Annotated in this window: 15 protein-coding genes and 1 tRNA gene; 5 read left to right on the top strand and 11 right to left on the bottom strand. The window is 39.7% G+C overall.

The annotated features are described in order from the left end of the window. Positions 1-49 precede the first annotated feature (49 nt). The 9 genes from FHS59_RS20855 to FHS59_RS20895 all read right to left on the bottom strand — a co-directional run bounded on the left by FHS59_RS20855 (position 50) and on the right by FHS59_RS20895 (position 8,401). On the bottom strand, positions 50-481 hold the full coding sequence (locus FHS59_RS20855; protein ID WP_184497840.1) for an acyl-CoA thioesterase: 432 nt from the start codon (positions 479-481) through the stop codon (positions 50-52). Beyond that, positions 481-1,032 (bottom strand): NUDIX hydrolase, encoded by a 552-nt coding sequence (locus tag FHS59_RS20860; protein ID WP_184497842.1) that lies wholly within the window; start codon positions 1,030-1,032, stop codon positions 481-483. Before FHS59_RS20860 ends, FHS59_RS20855 begins: the two co-directional genes overlap by 1 nt. A gap of 6 nt (positions 1,033-1,038) precedes the next feature. After that, the gene (locus FHS59_RS20865; RefSeq protein WP_184497844.1) at positions 1,039-1,626 is read right to left on the bottom strand and encodes a hypothetical protein; all 588 of its coding nucleotides are present in this window, start codon (positions 1,624-1,626) and stop codon (positions 1,039-1,041) included. Further along, positions 1,610-3,541, bottom strand: a complete 1,932-nt coding sequence (locus FHS59_RS20870) for a RecQ family ATP-dependent DNA helicase (protein WP_184497846.1) — start codon at positions 3,539-3,541, stop codon at positions 1,610-1,612. The genes FHS59_RS20865 and FHS59_RS20870 overlap by 17 nt, the downstream gene beginning before the upstream one ends. Further along, positions 3,542-4,318, bottom strand: coding sequence for an enoyl-CoA hydratase/isomerase family protein (locus FHS59_RS20875; protein ID WP_184497848.1), 777 nt, complete (start codon positions 4,316-4,318; stop codon positions 3,542-3,544). 61 nt (positions 4,319-4,379) lie between these two features. Beyond that, positions 4,380-6,311, bottom strand: coding sequence for a ComEC/Rec2 family competence protein (locus tag FHS59_RS20880; protein WP_246388566.1), 1,932 nt, complete (start codon positions 6,309-6,311; stop codon positions 4,380-4,382). Positions 6,312-6,403: 92 nt separating this feature from the next. Then, positions 6,404-6,976, bottom strand: a complete 573-nt coding sequence (locus FHS59_RS20885) for a DUF3575 domain-containing protein (protein WP_184497852.1) — start codon at positions 6,974-6,976, stop codon at positions 6,404-6,406. Between the two features lie 32 nt (positions 6,977-7,008). Beyond that, on the bottom strand, positions 7,009-7,440 hold the full coding sequence (locus FHS59_RS20890; RefSeq protein ID WP_184497853.1) for a GNAT family N-acetyltransferase: 432 nt from the start codon (positions 7,438-7,440) through the stop codon (positions 7,009-7,011). Continuing rightward, entirely contained in the window at positions 7,412-8,401 is a 990-nt protein-coding gene (locus tag FHS59_RS20895) for a PhoH family protein (RefSeq protein WP_184497855.1), read from the bottom strand. The genes FHS59_RS20890 and FHS59_RS20895 overlap by 29 nt, the downstream gene beginning before the upstream one ends. A 102-nt stretch (positions 8,402-8,503) precedes the next feature. On the opposite strand from FHS59_RS20895, the gene FHS59_RS20900 reads away from it, so the two are divergent. The 3 genes from FHS59_RS20900 to FHS59_RS20910 all read left to right on the top strand — a co-directional run bounded on the left by FHS59_RS20900 (position 8,504) and on the right by FHS59_RS20910 (position 9,747). Next, positions 8,504-9,274 (top strand): SAM hydrolase/SAM-dependent halogenase family protein, encoded by a 771-nt coding sequence (locus tag FHS59_RS20900; protein WP_184497857.1) that lies wholly within the window; start codon positions 8,504-8,506, stop codon positions 9,272-9,274. A gap of 3 nt (positions 9,275-9,277) precedes the next feature. Continuing rightward, a complete protein-coding gene (locus tag FHS59_RS20905; RefSeq protein WP_184497859.1) occupies positions 9,278-9,577 on the top strand; it encodes a putative quinol monooxygenase in 300 nt (99 codons plus the stop codon). A gap of 88 nt (positions 9,578-9,665) precedes the next feature. After that, a tRNA-Leu gene (locus tag FHS59_RS20910) sits at positions 9,666-9,747 on the top strand. A gap of 256 nt (positions 9,748-10,003) precedes the next feature. Here FHS59_RS20910 and FHS59_RS20915 read toward each other — a convergent pair. Beyond that, positions 10,004-12,526 carry an ABC transporter permease gene (locus tag FHS59_RS20915; protein WP_184497861.1) on the bottom strand — a complete coding sequence of 841 codons (2,523 nt, stop codon included), beginning with the start codon at positions 12,524-12,526 and terminating at the stop codon, positions 10,004-10,006. Next, the gene (locus FHS59_RS20920; protein ID WP_184497863.1) at positions 12,519-13,196 is read right to left on the bottom strand and encodes an ABC transporter ATP-binding protein; all 678 of its coding nucleotides are present in this window, start codon (positions 13,194-13,196) and stop codon (positions 12,519-12,521) included. Before FHS59_RS20920 ends, FHS59_RS20915 begins: the two co-directional genes overlap by 8 nt. A 271-nt stretch (positions 13,197-13,467) precedes the next feature. Between FHS59_RS20920 and FHS59_RS20925 the strand changes: the two genes are divergently transcribed. After that, the gene (locus FHS59_RS20925) at positions 13,468-15,912 is read left to right on the top strand and encodes a TonB-dependent receptor (RefSeq protein ID WP_184497865.1); all 2,445 of its coding nucleotides are present in this window, start codon (positions 13,468-13,470) and stop codon (positions 15,910-15,912) included. A 12-nt stretch (positions 15,913-15,924) separates the two neighbouring features. Next, complete coding sequence (locus FHS59_RS20930; RefSeq protein ID WP_184497867.1) at positions 15,925-17,247, top strand: PepSY-associated TM helix domain-containing protein; 1,323 nt, start codon at positions 15,925-15,927, stop codon at positions 17,245-17,247. The last annotated feature ends 115 nt before the right edge of the window (positions 17,248-17,362 follow it).

Raw genomic sequence — 17,362 nt, forward strand, 5'->3', positions numbered from 1 at the left:
CGGGCTTAAATTTTCGGCAAAGATAGGGAATCTGACTTTGGAAAGGTACTTAACTCTGAAGTTTACTTCGGTAGGTATCAGGAATACTGACAGGTTTCATGGTTTTCATATCGACAGAAACCAGTGTACAATGACATTTAGAGAAAATCACATCCTTTCCTTCAGCAGTTTTTCCGATTAGATATTGTTCCAAATCAAAAGAGGTATTTCCTACTTTGGAGCATCTAACGTATGCTTTTAAGGTGTCATTCAGATGAATTGGTAAAAAATAATCGATCCCGACATGTGCTACTACAGACCCAACTTCCATCAAATCCCAGCCACAATGGTCTAATAAATATGCTGCTCTGGAATGCTCGTAATAATTGAAATAGATCCCATTATTTACATGCTGGTATCCATCGATATCCGAAAAGCGAATTTGAATGGGGATAAAAAAATCGAGCTCTCCAATGATTTCAGACAGGTCAATTCTTGGCATTAGAGGACGATTTCTGATTTACTTGTTTTCTCCAGCATTCGTAAGATAGATGGGTTGTAGCCAATCATATCCACTACAGAATCGAAGGTAATCCAGGCAAGCGAAATACTCTCATCGCTGATATGTAATGGTTCGTTGATATCCGCCTCCAAAATGTATCTGACATCGTAGTGAAAATGCTCAGGCACATGTGGACGCTCAGGAATGATGTGCTTATCCAAATCAAAAATGGTAGAATCTACCAACTCCAAAGACTTCAGACCACTTTCCTCTCTGGCCTCTTTCAAAGCTACTTCGATTAGATTTTCATCGCCATCAGCATGTCCTCCAAGCTGTAGCCAACGACCTAATTTTCTGTGCAAAGTCAATAAAGTATGTGTTCTTCGTCTATTTACGACCCAAGCAGACGCGGTAAAATGACCTTCCAATCTCTCTCTCCTATAAGCCAAAGGATCATTTGTTAATTCGATAAACGAATCAATGAATGCGGATTCCTCTTCGTAAGGAGTTCTGTACTTCTCAAGCTGACTTTTTAATATCGTTCTATCCATTTTAATTTAATCAAATAGTAAATCCAGAAATTGATCAAATGGTTTTGGGTCTTTGTATAATCGATCAGAATATATGGTAACCAAAAGCTTGATATAGCTCGGTTCATTGTCAATACTAATCTTTTCCAAGGTAACATTCCCAAAAAGTTGAGAAATTAAATCACCTTTTTTTGGTGCAGAAAGAGGAGGCTTGAAATAAAACTTTTCAGTAAGCCTCATTTGATCGTTTATTTCCTCGTATTTCCGATCTAAACTTACCTGCCTATAACCCAAAGCTAAAACACGCTGGCTAAAAGCCAAGAAAAGCTTAGAAAAAGATTGCGGATCAAGTGGTTCTTGATAACTGACTGCCAATCCATTGGCATAGGGAGATTCGAAAATGTGAACTTCCGGTCTTTCGTTAATCTGAGTTCTTTTGAAGTGATAATTTTTATAAATCAGATCCAAAATTGCCCTCCCATCTTCCGTTTTAGTCCAGTTGACGGCTTCTTCAATTTCCTTTGTAGACAGAGAGTAATTCTCCTTATGATTCACAGCTATCTTTTCAGAAGCTGGAAACACTTTATTGATTAAGTCTTCAAAGAAATTTCCCATGATTTGAAATTAGGTATTTACCTTCGGAAGTTGAGGAAATCATGTCAGAATCTTCCATTCTTCTTAGAATTGAAAATAGCTTTTCAGAACCGGGAACTTTCAACCTTTCAAGCAATTCCTTCTCACTTAACTCTCCAAATTGGCTTAAAGTTTCGACAACTTTCTTTTCCAGATTTTTTTCTTCCAAAGCCAGGCCGGTGGATTTTTTATTTTCAATACACCAATCACAAATTCCACATTGGGAATCTGTCTCCTCACCAAAATACTCCTGAATGAATTGAGTTCGACAGATTTTGTTCTGATGCGCATAGGCAACCATACTTTTCGCATGGTCCAAAGTCAACTCTCTTCTGGCTTCAATTCTCTTAAAATTCAATGGCAATTTACCTGCATCGTACCTTGGCGTCAGAAATGTCAGTTGAGGTTTATCCTTTCTTTGGTCGTAATCCATCACCTCCAGTTCGGCAAGTTTTCTAAGCCTGCTGATGACATCTATTTCCCGAATCTCCAACACTTTGGCCAGCTTTGCTTCCTGAATGGATAAGTACTCTGAAAAGAGATTTCCCCCATAAGTTCTCAAAAGCACTTTTACCAAAGGATCTAAATTGGCATAGGCAATTTGGACTTCGTAAAGCCTTGCCGGGTCTACCAAAAAATGAATTCTGGATGGCGCATAGAAGCTTTCATTGAGAGAAATCAAGCCTTCCTCTTCAAGCACTTTTAAAGCATAAAAGGTCTCTAAAACGCCCAGTTCATAATTATTCGCAAACTCGTGGTAGACAAAATCAAAGCTGCTGAACATATTACTGCCCACTGCCAATTTGTAATAATTGGCCAGACATTGGTAGACTCTTTTGATGAATTCAATTGGAGGATAAACAAGAGCCGCTCTATTCATCAACAATTCAAAATCCTGCTCATTGCTCATCAAAACTGCAAAAGCTTTGGTTCCATCTCTTCCGGCTCTGCCTGCTTCCTGATAATAATTTTCCAGATTTTCTGGAAGATCACTGTGCAAAACGACCCTAACATCCGGTTTGTCAATTCCCATCCCAAAAGCATTGGTACTGACCATCACCCGAACTTGATTTTTCATCCAGGAATTCTGAACTGCATCCCGATCCGCCATATTCATCCCTGCATGGTAAGCAGCCGATGTGATTCCAAGTCTTTGAAGAGATTTTGCTATTTGATGCGTTCCTTGGCGATTGCGAACATACCAAATCGCCGAGCCCGGCACTCTTGATAGTACCTCAACTCCCTTTTCAAATTTATTTTCTACCAACCTGACGCTGAAGCTCAAATTTTCCCGGGCAAAACTTTGATGAAATTGCTTTTCATTCTTCATCAGTAGTTTTTCCACAATATCCTCGCAGACTTTTGGAGTGGCAGAGGCGGTCAAAGCCAACACAGGAACTTTGGGATGGTATTGTCTGATCTCAGCGATCTCCAGATACTGTGGTCTAAAATCGTATCCCCACTGAGAAATACAATGCGCCTCATCCACAGCAATCAAATTGACATTCATCTGCTTAAATCGCTCGATAAACAAATCAACTTTCAACCTCTCTGGCGAAACATATAAAAATTTAAAGTCTCCATAGATGCAATTATCAAGAGTCGTATCGATTTCACGGTAACTCATTCCAGAAAAAATTGCTGCAGCTTTTACGCCTTTGCTTTTGAGTGCGTCTACCTGATCTTTCATCAAAGCAATCAAGGGGCTTATCACCAAGCAAATTCCATCTTGTGCCAATCCTGGAATCTGGTAACACAAAGATTTCCCTCCACCTGTCGGCAAAAGGGCTAAAGTATCCTGCTTCGACAGGACAGCTTCTATGACCTCTTTCTGTACAGATCTGAAAGTTTCATATCCGAAGGTTTCCCGAAGTATTTCTTTGATGCGGTTTTCCAATTACCAAGAAGGATTTGTCTTATTTAGAAATGCAGAAATCCCCTTGATACAATCTTCGTGAGATCTTGATTTAGCATTGACCTCAGAGGCATGAAGTAAAGATTTTTCTCTGGCATCCCGATTAAGCGAACGAAGGAGGGTTTTGGTAGCTGACATTGAAAATCCAGAGTTTTGAGCAATCAGTTTGGTAGCAAAATCCATCACTCCTTTTTCCAGAAATTCATCGTGACAAACTTCCGTAATTAATCCCAATTCCGCAGCTTTCGCAGCAGAAATCAACTCTCCTGAAAGCAATAATTCCTGTGTTTTGGCGATGCCTATTTGCTCCGATAAAAAGACAGAAACCAAAGCCGGCACAAAGCCAATTCTTACCTCAGTATATCCAAAAAGGGCATTGGGAACAGAAAAAGCAAAATCGCACACTGTCACCAATCCACATCCTCCTGCCAAGGCATGCCCTTGCACCTTTGCGATGACTACTTTCGGCATATTGTAAATCAAGGTCAATAAATCTTTGAGATGTAAACTGTCTTCCAAATTTTTCGAATACGAATTACCTTGCAGTTCCTGCAAATATGCTAAATCCGCACCTGCACAGAAAGCTTTCCCTTCCGCTTCGAGCACGATAACTTTTACCTCAGAATTCTGATCCATTTCTTTAAAAGCCTGATGTAGGGACGAAATAAGTTCAGGTCCCAAAGCATTCCGTTTTTCCGGTCTATTCAGCTTGATGAAACCAATCCTATTCTCTACTCTTGTCAATACCGCATTTGTCATGAATCAATCTTTTTGGGAAAAGAATCAATTTACTTTCCTAATAACTCAAAGCCAAAAAAGTCTAGAAAAGTATTCTCATTGCTGCTTGATCGGAAGTGATTTTTTCTGAAACCGAGATTTCCTCCCAACGCCCTTTTGACCATCTTTGCACGGATTTAGGCGACTTTTTAGAAATATCCAGTTCTTGCTTTTCCATATCGATACTGAAACTTTCCAAAGGAAAATAAAAAGTCGATGGATCATTTTTAATGCCTGCCAATGATTTGGGAATCTGATCCCAGTTTCTGGCAAGTCGATAGGAATCTACCTTAAATCGGATATCCTCTGGCGTCACTCCAACATTCCAGCTACGTACATTCCCATTTGAAACATAATCCAGAATTATCCCACTTTTGGTATGATATAGAATTAGTTCTTCTGAAGTAGCATGCAACGATTCAAATAGTCTCATCCCAGACCAAAAAAAGCCTAGAAAAAGAGTTAGCCAAACCAGTTTTCGCTTTTGTCCTTCTTCCCACATCGCCCAAATCATTAAAACCAGCCAAACAAAGATCATTGTCGAGATAGAAATCGTCAGTCTGTCCAATTGAGAAAATGGCAACTTTTGGATCAGGTCTATAAGCCAATTTTGTACTAAAATTAAATAGCTTACCAAAACACCTAAGAAGTCACTCAGAAATGGAACCCAGCTAAAAACAACCAATGGAACACCTATTTGCATGACCAAAAAAGCCATTGGGAGGACTACTAAATTCCCCAACAAAAAGAACGTTGGAAAAGAGTGGAAGTAATAGACTGTAAGAGGAAAAGTAGCGAGTTGAGCAGAAATACTCACAGCAATCAATTGCCAAATGTATTCAGAAACCTTGGTAGCTGGCGTCCAAAGCCTAGCCACCAAAGGATGAATTAAGACAATTCCTCCTACCGCCAAATACGACAACTGGAAACCGACTTCGAAGATTACTTCAGGATTTAAAGTGATCATCAAAATGGCTGAGAATGCAAGCACATTGAAAATGGAAGGTTTTCTTTCCCTCATTTGTCCAAAGGTGATTAAAGTAAACATGGTGGCAGCTCTAAGCACCGAAGGTGACATTCCTGTGATCAATGCATAAAGCCAGATACAAAAAACCACAAAGATTAAGTAGCTTTTTAGACCGACTTTCTTCAGACCAAAGGGTTTGATCAAAAACATCAGAAACAAATAAATTATCCCAACATGTAAACCAGATACTGCAAGAACATGCATCACTCCAGATTGTGAATAAGCGGTTTTGGTGTCTTGATCCAAAAATTGTTTTTGGCCTAAAAGCAATGCCTGAGCTACTTGATTAGACCTTGGGTCTGGGATTTTTTCTTTTAACTGTAAACTGATGGAATTCCGAAGATTTTCAATCCAATAAGTCGTTTTTTGACTTGGATGATTTCCAATCAATTCCGCTTTCTTCCCGATAAAATGTCTGCTTCCTATCCCTTTTCTGGCCAAATAAGAAGCATAATCAAATTCGGATGGGTTACTGGGTTTTTCAATATATTCTGGTATTCCCTGAACAAAAAGAATCATTCCAGGTCTTAACTCCTGGTCTAATTGATGGTAAACCAATACTTCGCCAAATGCCTCTTCCCATCGCCCACTTTTGAGAATAGATTTTACCTCTAAAATATTTTGTCTTGAATTTGGTTTCTCTTCATCAAACTGAATTACTTCTGCCAAATATCCTTGCGAGTCCGTCCAATCAATCTTTTGCTCAGAGTATTTATTTAAAGAAACCAGCATTCCGCCAAACAAAAAGAGGCAAAGGTAGGCCAGTGAAGCGATTCCCATACTGCCTAAAAAATTCCTCAAAAGTAGAATACTAGTCAGGTATAGCAACCAACAAATGGCAAGAGCAATTCCCCAAAAAAACGGAGGTGATTGGAGATGATTTTCTGAAATTATCCCTATAAGCAGAAAAGGTAGATATCGTAAAAAAGGAAAGTCTGAAAACCTCATTTAGCTTTATAAAAATTAAAACTTAAGTTACAGATTTTCAGACAAAAAAAAGAGCTCCAACTTGAAGCTCTTAATTTTATAGTATGATTTTCTTAGAATCTATAGCCAAGATTAAATCCTGCGTTAAATTCAATACTGGTAAATCTGTCTGCTACTTCATCGCTGAAGTTTCTACCGACACTGGCATATGGTCCAAATGCAAAGTTCCTTGATAACTCCCACTTGTATCCAGCACCCACTCCAATGATAAATGCTGTCATATCAGTAGTATCGACACCTCCTCCATCAGCTGGTTCTTCAAAATCCCCAAATCGGATTTTTGCCAAAGGAAATAAATAGATGTTCCCTTTATCACTTTCACCGAAGTAAAAATTCATGGAAACCTGAACCGAATTGGTTTTGTATTTCTTTCCTTTTCCTTCTGAGTTAAAGCCAAATCTATCATTAATAAAGCCTTTGAATTCCAAAGAATGATCATCGCTTAGATATCTTTCATATCCTACCTCGAAGGTTCCGTAAAGAATCAGATTCACAAAGTTCACCTTTACTTCATTATTGAAGTCTCCTGCGTAGGTATTTCCAGAGCTACTTGAAACCACCTCCTGTGCCATGCCCATGCTTATAAAACCAAGCATCATTGCCAATGTAAAAATTGATTTTCTCATAGTTATTTAGTTTTCAAAGGTTAATACAATTCTTAAGCCAGCTGCATCTTGTAATGTAAGATGTTACATTCTTCGAAAATATCACCTACTTTTTTAAAGTTAAATTTGCTGTAAAGTGGTACTGCATCAATTTGAGCATGCAGATATTTCACTTTCCCCTCAGTCGCTGCGTCAGATTTAATATCAGTCAGTACAGTTTCTACCAAAGCATGTCCCACACCTTTTCCTCTGGCTTCTTTGAGAACTGCAAAGCGCTCTAGCTTCACTCCTTTTTCTGTTATTCTCCACCTTGCTGTTCCAACAGGAACTCCGTCAAGAGTTGCCAGAAAATGACTGGAAATATTCTCAAACTCATCGTATTCATCTTCCGAAGCTACTTCTTGCTCTTCAACAAAAACTTTATTCCGGATCGAAAAAACTTCCTTTAGATCCTCTTCAGTTGATATTTTTTCTACTCGAAGCATCGTATTTCATTTGATCTTTTTCTGCTTGATCTTTTTCGTAAGCCTCAATGATAGACTTCACCAATTTGTGTCTGATAACGTCTTTTCCACTCAGGTTCACAACTCCAATGCCTTTTACATTTTTCAAAATCTTTAAGGCTTCTGAAAGCCCTGATTTTTGTCTTACAGGCAAATCCACTTGAGTTTGATCACCAGTAATAATGACCTTCGAATTAGGCCCCATTCTGGTTAAGAACATTTTTATTTGCTCATTTGTTGTGTTTTGCGCCTCATCGAGCAAAACAAAAGCATCGTGAAGTGTTCTACCTCTCATATACGCCAAAGGCGCTATTTCTATCACTCTGGTTTCTTGATAAAATTTCAGTTTCTCTGGAGGTACCATGTCAGCAAGCGCATCATAGATTGGCCTCAAATAAGGGTCTAATTTTTCCTGCAAATCCCCTGGAAGAAAACCTAGATTTTCACCGGCTTCCACAGCAGGTCTGGTAATAATGATTCTCTTGACTTCTCGATTTTTCAGCGCCCGCACAGCTAAAGCAACAGCGATGTAAGTTTTACCGGTTCCGGCTGGCCCCAGTGCAAAAACCAGATCGTTATTCATCGCCGATTCCACTAATTTTCTTTGGTTTGGGGACTTAGGTTTGATGACCAATCCCTTATTACCAAAAACAATCACCTGATCTCGACTTGCTTCTTCAAACGGAATCCCCTCTACGTCAAGATAATCCTTCACATTTTCAGGAGTAAGATGCCCAAAACGCTCCAGGTGCTCCAGCAAAAGATTGATCACATCATTGATGCGCAAAATCTCCGGAGCTCCTCCTTTGATTCGGATCTCATTTCCTCTGGATACAATTTTACTTTGAGGGAAAGCAAGTGCGATTTGCTTGATATTTTCATTGGCAGTACCTAAAAACTCAGCCAATGGCACATTTTCTAAAGTGATTACTTTTTCTACCAATCTGTTTTCTTTGATTAGATTATCCTTTCACGAACGAATAAATTTCTATTTTTGTCCGCAGCTACACTAACAAAAGTACACAATTTTAATTGACATGCTCCTATGGCTTTGGTGACTTTCCTTTCAGATTTTGGGGATAAAGATTATTACGTACCTGCGGTAAAAGCCAAAATGCTTGCAGTAAATCCACAGTTGAATATCATAGATATTTCCCATTCTATAGATACGTTTGACATAGCACATGCGGCTTTCGTTTTGAGGTCGACGTTTCGGGATTTCCCAAAAGGGACTGTCCATTTGGTGGCAATGAATACCACAGGTGCCTTGACGCAGGGATACATTGGGATCAAACTGGAAGAACATATTTTCGTCGGTCCAAACAATGGAGTTTTAAGTCTTTTGGCGGATCATGACCCAGGTATTATGGTTCAGTTCGCAGATATTCACGTTCAGGATTCTACTTTTCCCGCAAAAGATATCTTAGCGCCTATTGCTGCAAAAGTAGCAAGCGGTGCGGCCATCCATGATTTTGGTGGACCTTTGAGTGGTTTCAGAAAACTGATGGCTCGTCAGGCCAAAGCCACAAGAGAACAAATCTTAGGTCATGTTATTCGTGTTGATAGGTACGGAAACCTGATTACCAACATCCAAAAAGAGGTTTTTGAAAAACTGAATCCGGGTAAGTTCAGCATCGAATTTGGCAGAGAAGAACTATTTAGCCTAAACAAAGGATATGATCAGGTTGAGCCAGGCGATTGCTTTGCTTTTTTCAATAGCTTGAACTTGCTGGAAATCGGCATCAATCATGGTCATGGTGCGGATTTATTAGGCTTGAAATACGATAGCGTAGTTTTTGTGAATTTCAATCTCTGAGCGATGTTGATTCGGATTGTAAGGATGACTTTCCACGCTGAAAATGTCCCTGCATTTTTAGAAAATTTCGAACTTCATAAAAAATCAATCCGGAATTTCCCCGGTTGTGAGCATTTAGAGCTGTGGCAAGACGAAAATCAAAAAAATATTTTCACTACTTACAGTCATTGGAAAAGTGAAGAACATCTGAATCAATATCGTGATTCTGAGTTATTTAAATCTGTCTGGAAGTTTACCAAAGCGCTGTTTTCCGAAAAACCTCTTGCTTTCAGTTCAAAAAAAATTGAAGAAGTGAGAAAATGAGTTTGTAGAAAAAAAATTCTTTACTCATATTTGCATCCCGTTACGAAAGCAACGGACCGAGATTCTGAGAAATCAGGATTTACCAAAAGCCCAGGTGGCGGAATTGGTAGACGCGTTGGTCTCAAACACCAATGCCTTCGGGCGTGCCGGTTCGACTCCGGCCCTGGGTACAAAAGCCTGCTGAAAAGCAGGCTTTTTTCGTTTATTCCAATTTCCATTCCATCAACTACCAGAGCTACTTTTTGAATGATATATTTTCAGATTACATGAATTTAAGTAAAAAACCATGTAATCTGAAAGTTTCATTTTCATATTGCATGGTTTTTTGAACCTATTTTTTAACTCCAACTCTTATCATAAGAAAAGGCCCACATTTCTGTGAGCCTCTCCTATTATTCAGACTTCTAAATTCAGCCTTCTGCTTTTCTAATTTCCTCTCAATATCTCCATCGGAGGTTGATTGATGATTTTCCTTCCATTCAGCCAACCTAATACGATGGTCAAGGCAGTAATTGCCAAGTAGAGGTACAACGCCTCTAACCAGGCCCCTCTAAACGGAATATTGAATAGAAACTCACTCAATAAAAAGGTCGCCAAAAAGGATAAAATAATCCCAGACAAGGAAGCCAAACTTCCCAAGAAGAAATATTCAAGTGTATTGATTTTGCTGACAATAGCCGAGTTTGCACCCAAAGTCCTTAACAAAATACTTTCTCTCATTCTCTGATATTTCGAAATAATCAATGAACTGATCAATACTAGAACTCCTGTGGCAATACTAAAAAAGGCCATAAACTGGATTACAAAGCTGATTTTACCAAGGATTTCTTCCAAAGTTGCAACGATGGTCCCCAGATTAATAATGGAAATATTTGGGAAAGCCCTTACGATATCTGCCTGTACATCCGCTGCTTCTCGGTCATTTTTTGTTTTGGTGATTATCACATGAAACTTTGGAGCCTGCTCCAAAACTCCAGAAGGAAACAATACCAGGAAATTGGTAGAAACCTGATTGAATTTTACATCTCGAAAACTTCCGATATATGTCTTGATCGGTCTTCCCTGCACATTGAATTCAATTTCATCTCCGATTTTCAGACCATTCCCCTCTGCAAATCCTTTTTCGAAACTCACAAAGACAGAATCTCCTCTTGCGCCTACAGGAATCAATTCGCCGTCAGTCAATGTTTCAGATGAGATCAATGTATCGCGATAGGTCACCCGGAATTCTCTGTTATAAATCCATCTGGAATAATCCTCTTCATCGGGCAGCTCCTCATTCGCCTGCTTATCTATGCCATTGATAGCATTCAGTTGCATTGTTACAATTGCTACTTCTTGCATAATCGGCAAATTTCTTGACTCAACTTTCTCCTTGACATCCTGAAGCTGAGCAGTTTGAATATCAAACATCAACATGTTTGGCTGATCTTCTTTATCTGCAAACCTCGCCTCCTCGAGTAATTGATTTTGAAGGAAAAATAGCGTAGAGATCATTGCTGTTCCCAAGCCAATCGTCGCTATCAAAGAAACAGTTTGGTTGTTGGGACGATAAAGATTTGCTAATGATTGACGAAGTGGATAAGAAAATGTGATTGGTAGGAACCTGCGAACCGCCCAAATAATCACCTGTGCAATTCCCCATAATATCCCGAAGGCGAATACTACGAATGCAGTAAATCCAAACGCAAAAACCGCCTGACCCAAAAGATAAAAGCTAAATCCCCAAATGAAAGTCAGAATCCCTAAAATAACCAACCATCGAAGCGGATCTTTCAATAAAGTAGTATCTGCTGTTTCTGGTCTAAGAGTTGCCATTGGCGACACATTTCTCACTTTAAGAAGTGGCAACAAGGCAAAAAGCACAGAAACGAATAAGCCAGTGATAACACCGAAACCAACAGAGAGCCAAGAAATCCCAAAGCTTACCTCCACCGGAAGGAAATCTGAGAAAACTGCCGGCAAAACGTATTGTAAAAGCGTTCCAAAGAATGCTCCAAGAATCGCTCCTACCAAACCCATGATTTTGATTTCGGTCAGGTAAATCAAAAGCACATCTCTAGATGATACACCTAGACATCTCAATACTGCCACAGAAGCAAGTTTCTCCTTTACAAAAACATTGACAGCACTTGCCACTCCTACACATCCTAAAAGCAAGGCAATGAAAGCTACCAAACTCAAGAAATTGGACATGTTTTCAAAAGACCTGCCTGTGGATCGTTTTTGGTCCTCCACCGTATCCGCATCTACCCGGTCAATCTCCCATTGATCTTCAAATGGCTTAATCAGTTCATCAACGTCAGTATTTGGAGCAAACTGATAATACCTGCTATAATTCACCCGGCTACCGTATTGAACAAGCCCGGTTTCTTCCAGGTATTCCATAGGTATGTAAACTGCCGGTGCAACAGTCGCTGTAATTCCTGTTTGCCCGGGAACGGCCTGAAGCTCCCCAGTAACAGTAAACTCAACCATTCCAACTTTGATCTTATCGCCAACTTCAGCTCCAAATTGTGCCAAAAGCGCTTTTTCTACCAAAGCTTTCTTTCCTCCGCTGCGAAATTCTGCTTCACCAGATGCAGGAATAGTTTCCAAAATACCATAAAATGGAAACGCACCTTCCAATGCGCGAACTTGAGTCAAGCGACTTGCACCAGTTTTCGGATACGCCACCATCGAAGCAAAATTCACTTCTGATGCTGTTTCAATTGCGATGGAATCAACAGGTTGGTCTCCGAGTGGCTGGTTATTTTCCAAAACCAGATCCGCTCCCAAAAGCTCCATTGCCTGATTATCAATATCATTAGTCAGGTTTTCCCCGAAGCTACTAATCGCTACTAATGCAGCAATCCCCACCACTATGGAACTTACAAAGAGTAAAAGTCGAGAGATGTTTTTCCTGAAGTCCCGGAAAGCCATCTTCATGATCCATCCGAAATCAGGCATTTTCTCCCTCCTGTATTTTGCCTCCCTTGATATGAATGATTCGCTGTGTTTTGGCTGCCAGATCTAAATCATGCGTCACCAAAACAAGAGTGGTCCCTTGCTCCTTATTCAGGTCAAAAATCAATTTCTCTATCATTTCACCTGTTTCAGTATCCAAATTCCCTGTTGGCTCATCTGCGAAAAGAATTTTTGGTTCATTGGCAAAAGCCCTGGCAATGGAAACTCTCTGTTGCTCACCTCCTGAAAGTTGAGTTGGATAATGTGTTCCACGATCACCAAGCCCCACTTTGTTAAGTAGCTCCTGAGCTTTGGAGCGGGCATCTTTTCTTTTCTTTAACTCTAGCGGCACCATCACATTTTCCAAAGCAGTCAAAGTTGGAAGCAATTGGAAATTCTGAAAAATAAAGCCGACATGTTGGTTGCGAACAGCTGCTCTTTGATCCTCATTCATCGTTTGAAGATTTTCGCCATTCAAACTCACATTACCGGTACTTGCCGAGTCTAATCCTGCACAAAGACCAAGCAAAGTCGTCTTGCCGCTTCCTGAAGGGCCCACGATGGAGATGATTTCCCCGGCTTTGATATCAAAATTAACTTCATCCAGTACAGTCAGCTTTCTGCTGCCGCTTTGGTAAACCTTACTCAGGTTTGAGACTGATAAAATATTCATAGGTGAAAACAAGAGAGTGAAGGGTTAAGCTAAAACATAACGGATAACCCTCTGAATAGTTGGTGGAAGATAGCAATCAAGCCCTAATTCAACAAATTAGGCAACGAAATAGCCAGAGTCTTTAAAAAATGTAAATGAACACCCCGGTTTATTGCCAACAAATTGATTTACAATAGGATTATAATTTTTATTTAAAATTAATCTAAATAAGCTTTGCGAATAAAAAATCCACTCCTACTTTTGTCTTATCAATAATTAATCTAAATAAGAAATGAGAGGAGTTTTTACCTGTTTTTCCTTTGTCCTGTTCATCTGCATCAACGCTTTTGGACAATCAAACTTTGAATTAAAGGGCAAAATCACAGACATATCTGGAGAACCATTGATCGGAGCAAGTATCCAAGTGGCAGGTACGTCATTTGGAACAATAACAGATCTAAATGGTAACTATCAATTGAACTTTGAGAATACTGGCGACTATCAGTTAAAACTTTCATTCATTGGTTTTTCCAGCATCCAGGAGAAAGTCACTATCTCCAAACGTTCTATGGTTAGGAATTACCAAATGGAGGAAGAAACTTCCAACCTACAGGAAGTAGAAATCATTGGAAGGAAAGAAGAAGGCTATAAAAACACTTCCACTTTTATCGGAAGTAAGACCCAAACAAACATCAAGGATCTTCCACAATCTGTTTCTTATGTGACAAAGGAGTTGATCCTAGATCAAGGCTTGATGCGTGTAGGAGAAACTGTCAAAAACTTCTCCGGAGTCAGCCAATTCACTTTTTATGATGACATCACGATTCGTGGCTTTAGAATTAACGGCGGCAGCAATACACAACTAGTAAATGGTATGCGATCCACTTCTGGATTCTGGAAGCAGCCATTGATCAATTACTTGGAAAGAGTTGAAGTTTTGAAAGGTCCATCATCCGCACTATTTGGAAATGCCAGTCCCGGAGGAGTAGTAAATAGAGTGACTAAAAAGCCTTTGGACATCAACAGAAATAGCCTGAGTTTTTCAATAGGCAGCTTTAACAATTTCAGAGCACTGGCAGATTTTACCGGTCCGGTAAATGAATCCAAAACTTTACTTTACAGATTGAATTTGGGCTATGAAGATGCCCAAAACTTTAGAGACCTTCAGTTTGACAAAAACGTTGTCGTCGCTCCATCACTTTCATTCATCCCTTCGGATAAAACGCGAATTAACTTGGATTTGGTTTTCAATAATTCCAGTAGCCGACTTGACCGAGGGCAATCTACCTTTGAAAATGATCTTTACTCTACTCCTATCACTAGGTCGCTCAATACCGCAAATGACTATTTAAAGGAGCAGACATATACGATCACTACTTCCTTAAACCATCAGATCAGTAAGAATATCAGCTTCAATGCTTCTTACATGAAAACCGGTTACAACGAAGATCTTACCGAGCATCGCTCTTCAAACAGCTATGCAGTAGATGGAGAAGGAAACAATATCGGCACCATGGTAGGACGTCAGGTTTTCATCCGAAAAAGATCAAGATTTGTCGATAACCTTTCTGCTTATTTCAACATCCAAAAATCTACTGGCAAGTTCACTCATAAGTTAGTGGTTGGATATGATTACGCACAGGAAACTTTACCAGCTGGAGGTTCTCAATTGACAGCAAATGGTTACAGAAATGCTTCAAATACTGGATCAATCGCAAAATATAACCCTGCAAACAAAGAAGCTTATTTGTTAGATGTCAATGGAAATCCAGTACCAAATGTGACTCATTTTGACTTGAAAAATCCGATTGGATCCCAGACCATGCAGGACATGTCCAAGTACTTCTATGCCCAGCGTAGTTATGACCCGACCTTGTATCATTTGAATGGATTCTATGTCCAAGACCAAATCACTTTTGGAAAACTTGAAGCGATGATTGGTTTAAGATATGAGGTATACACTGACTTTGAGAATTACAAAAAAGAGAACGAGCAAAAGGTAAATCAAAACGCGCTTCTTCCAAGACTTGGTTTAGTATTCAAGGCTAATGAAAATGTAAACTTCTACGGTACTTATGTAGAGGGTTATAATCCACAGACAGCATCATCTATCTCCAATCCAAATGCAGGAGGTCCTTTTGATCCTTTGATCAGCTCAATGGTGGAGTTCGGCATGAAGTCCGATTGGTTTAACAAGCGTTTGGAATTGACAACTGGCATTTATCAAATCGACCAAAAGAATACTCTTTACCAAGTACCCGGAGAAACTGATTTACTTCAGCAGATTGGAAAAGAAACTGCGAAAGGAATTGAGTTTGATGTGACTGGAAGAATTCTGATGAACTGGAGTGTGATGGCTTCTTATGCCTACAATGTGGCTGAAATCACTGAAAGTCCAAATGAAATTGATTTGGGAAGACAAAAGCCAAATGCTCCGAAACACCAAGGAAACCTTTGGACAAAATATGAATTTGATCAAGGCAAAATATCCGGTTTGGGAATAGGTCTTGGCGCAAATTTCGTCACAGAAAGAAACCTTTCCCTTAACGACACCCAAACAATTCCTGGTTATGCTGTTTCCAACGCAGCTTTGTATTACACCACAGGGAATGTTCGCCTCCAAATAAACATCAACAACCTGACTGATAAAACCCATTGGGTTGGCGGCTATGATTATCTGAGATTATTCCCAGGAGCACCAAGAAATCTTCTAGGCACGGTCACTTTCAATTTCTAATCCCCAGCTTAAGTGGCGAAAAAATCTAAAAATATCCTCTGGAAAATCCATCAATGGGTGGGCCTTTATGTAGGAATAGTCATTGCAGCGCTCAGTTTAACTGGCGCTGCAGCTGTTTTCATTCCTGAAATTGACCACTTCCTCGAGCGGAAATACGAGTTATCGGAGGTAGGAGATACTTACATCCCAATGGACTCAATTATTGCCGAAGTCCAACTGAGAAATCCTGACTTTAGAATTTTGGGAGCGATGCCTCCAGAATCAAAAACTTCTCCTTTGATAATGGATATTTTTAAAGAAGATGGAGCCACCTCTTCTCAGCGTGTTCAAATTTTCATTGATCCGTTTACAGGGGAAATATTGGGTCAAAAGTCCCATACCGATAGCCTTTCAAATTTCCTGAGACAGGTTCATGTTCGTCTAATGGATTCTTGGTGGGGAAGGCAAATTGTCGGTCTTGCCGGAATCGGACTTTGCCTGCTTTGCATCTCAGGCTTGTTGATTTACGGTAAATTCATGAAGAATCAGGTTTTCGGAGCCATCCGAAAAAAGAACCTTAGAATCTTGATGGCCGATTGGCACAAAATGGTCGGAATTGCTGCCCTTCTTTTCAATTTAATGATTGGTGCCACCGGAGCATGGCTGGGCTTGCAACCAGTTTTGATCAAAGCTTTTGACATCAAAGCACCAAACACATTCAAAAGGTCCGAGAAAATTCTATCTCCGGAAGAAGATATTCTTCAACCCTATGCTTATTGGGAATCTCTGGAAGTTGCAAAAAATCAAATCCCTGATTTCAAAATCACACAAGTCATTCCATCAAAGGATGGAACAAATACTTTGGAGCTTAAAGGTGACGCCGGACATCTGCCGTTTGAGCCTCATATTTCCAAAGTAGTTTTGGACAAATCAACCCTTCAGGTATTGGATGTTTACGACATACGAGACCAAGAATTTTCGGACAAGTTCTATTACATGCAGGAAGGTTTACACTTCGGAAGATTTGGGGGCATTTTACTCAAAATCGCCTATTCCTTATTGGGATTGACCACTGGCATCTTATCAATTACTGGTTTTCTTATCTACATGCTTCGCTCCAAAAAAACCGAAAAGGAGAAGAGCCAAGTCAAAAAAACCATCTTCATTTATTCCGTCGGAGTTATTCTTTTGATCGTTCTCCTTGGAGCAGTAACAGTCTTCGTAAGTTATGCGATTGCCACGATGATCGTGACTCCGATGGTTTATATTTTCCTATCCCTATTTATCCCCTTGCAAATCATGTGGCACATCAGAAAAAAGCGTGAAATCAATAAGCCTGAATATGAAAAAGTATAACAAATTCACCGAGCATTTTCTTTTACCATGCAACTTTTGCCTGCTTACATTTTGGGGGTTACTTACATTTTATTGGCTAGATCTTTTGATGACGGAACCCAATTTTGATCTTTCA

It is taken from the genome of Algoriphagus iocasae (assembly GCF_014206875.1).
In the GTDB taxonomy this organism is placed as follows: Bacteria; Bacteroidota; Bacteroidia; order Cytophagales; family Cyclobacteriaceae; genus Algoriphagus; species Algoriphagus iocasae.

Coding starts and splice junctions, on each gene's coding strand:
- FHS59_RS20920 (WP_184497863.1), bottom strand. CDS start 13,196: ATGAATATTTTATCAGTCTCAAACCTGAGTAAGGTTTACCAAAGCGGC.
- FHS59_RS20880 (WP_246388566.1), bottom strand. CDS start 6,311: ATGAGGTTTTCAGACTTTCCTTTTTTACGATATCTACCTTTTCTGCTT.
- FHS59_RS20865 (WP_184497844.1), bottom strand. CDS start 1,626: ATGGGAAATTTCTTTGAAGACTTAATCAATAAAGTGTTTCCAGCTTCT.
- FHS59_RS20900 (WP_184497857.1), top strand. CDS start 8,504: ATGGCTTTGGTGACTTTCCTTTCAGATTTTGGGGATAAAGATTATTAC.
- FHS59_RS20925 (WP_184497865.1), top strand. CDS start 13,468: ATGAGAGGAGTTTTTACCTGTTTTTCCTTTGTCCTGTTCATCTGCATC.
- FHS59_RS20905 (WP_184497859.1), top strand. CDS start 9,278: ATGTTGATTCGGATTGTAAGGATGACTTTCCACGCTGAAAATGTCCCT.
- FHS59_RS20860 (WP_184497842.1), bottom strand. CDS start 1,032: ATGGATAGAACGATATTAAAAAGTCAGCTTGAGAAGTACAGAACTCCT.
- FHS59_RS20915 (WP_184497861.1), bottom strand. CDS start 12,526: ATGCCTGATTTCGGATGGATCATGAAGATGGCTTTCCGGGACTTCAGG.
- FHS59_RS20855 (WP_184497840.1), bottom strand. CDS start 481: ATGCCAAGAATTGACCTGTCTGAAATCATTGGAGAGCTCGATTTTTTT.
- FHS59_RS20890 (WP_184497853.1), bottom strand. CDS start 7,440: ATGCTTCGAGTAGAAAAAATATCAACTGAAGAGGATCTAAAGGAAGTT.
- FHS59_RS20885 (WP_184497852.1), bottom strand. CDS start 6,976: ATGAGAAAATCAATTTTTACATTGGCAATGATGCTTGGTTTTATAAGC.
- FHS59_RS20875 (WP_184497848.1), bottom strand. CDS start 4,318: ATGACAAATGCGGTATTGACAAGAGTAGAGAATAGGATTGGTTTCATC.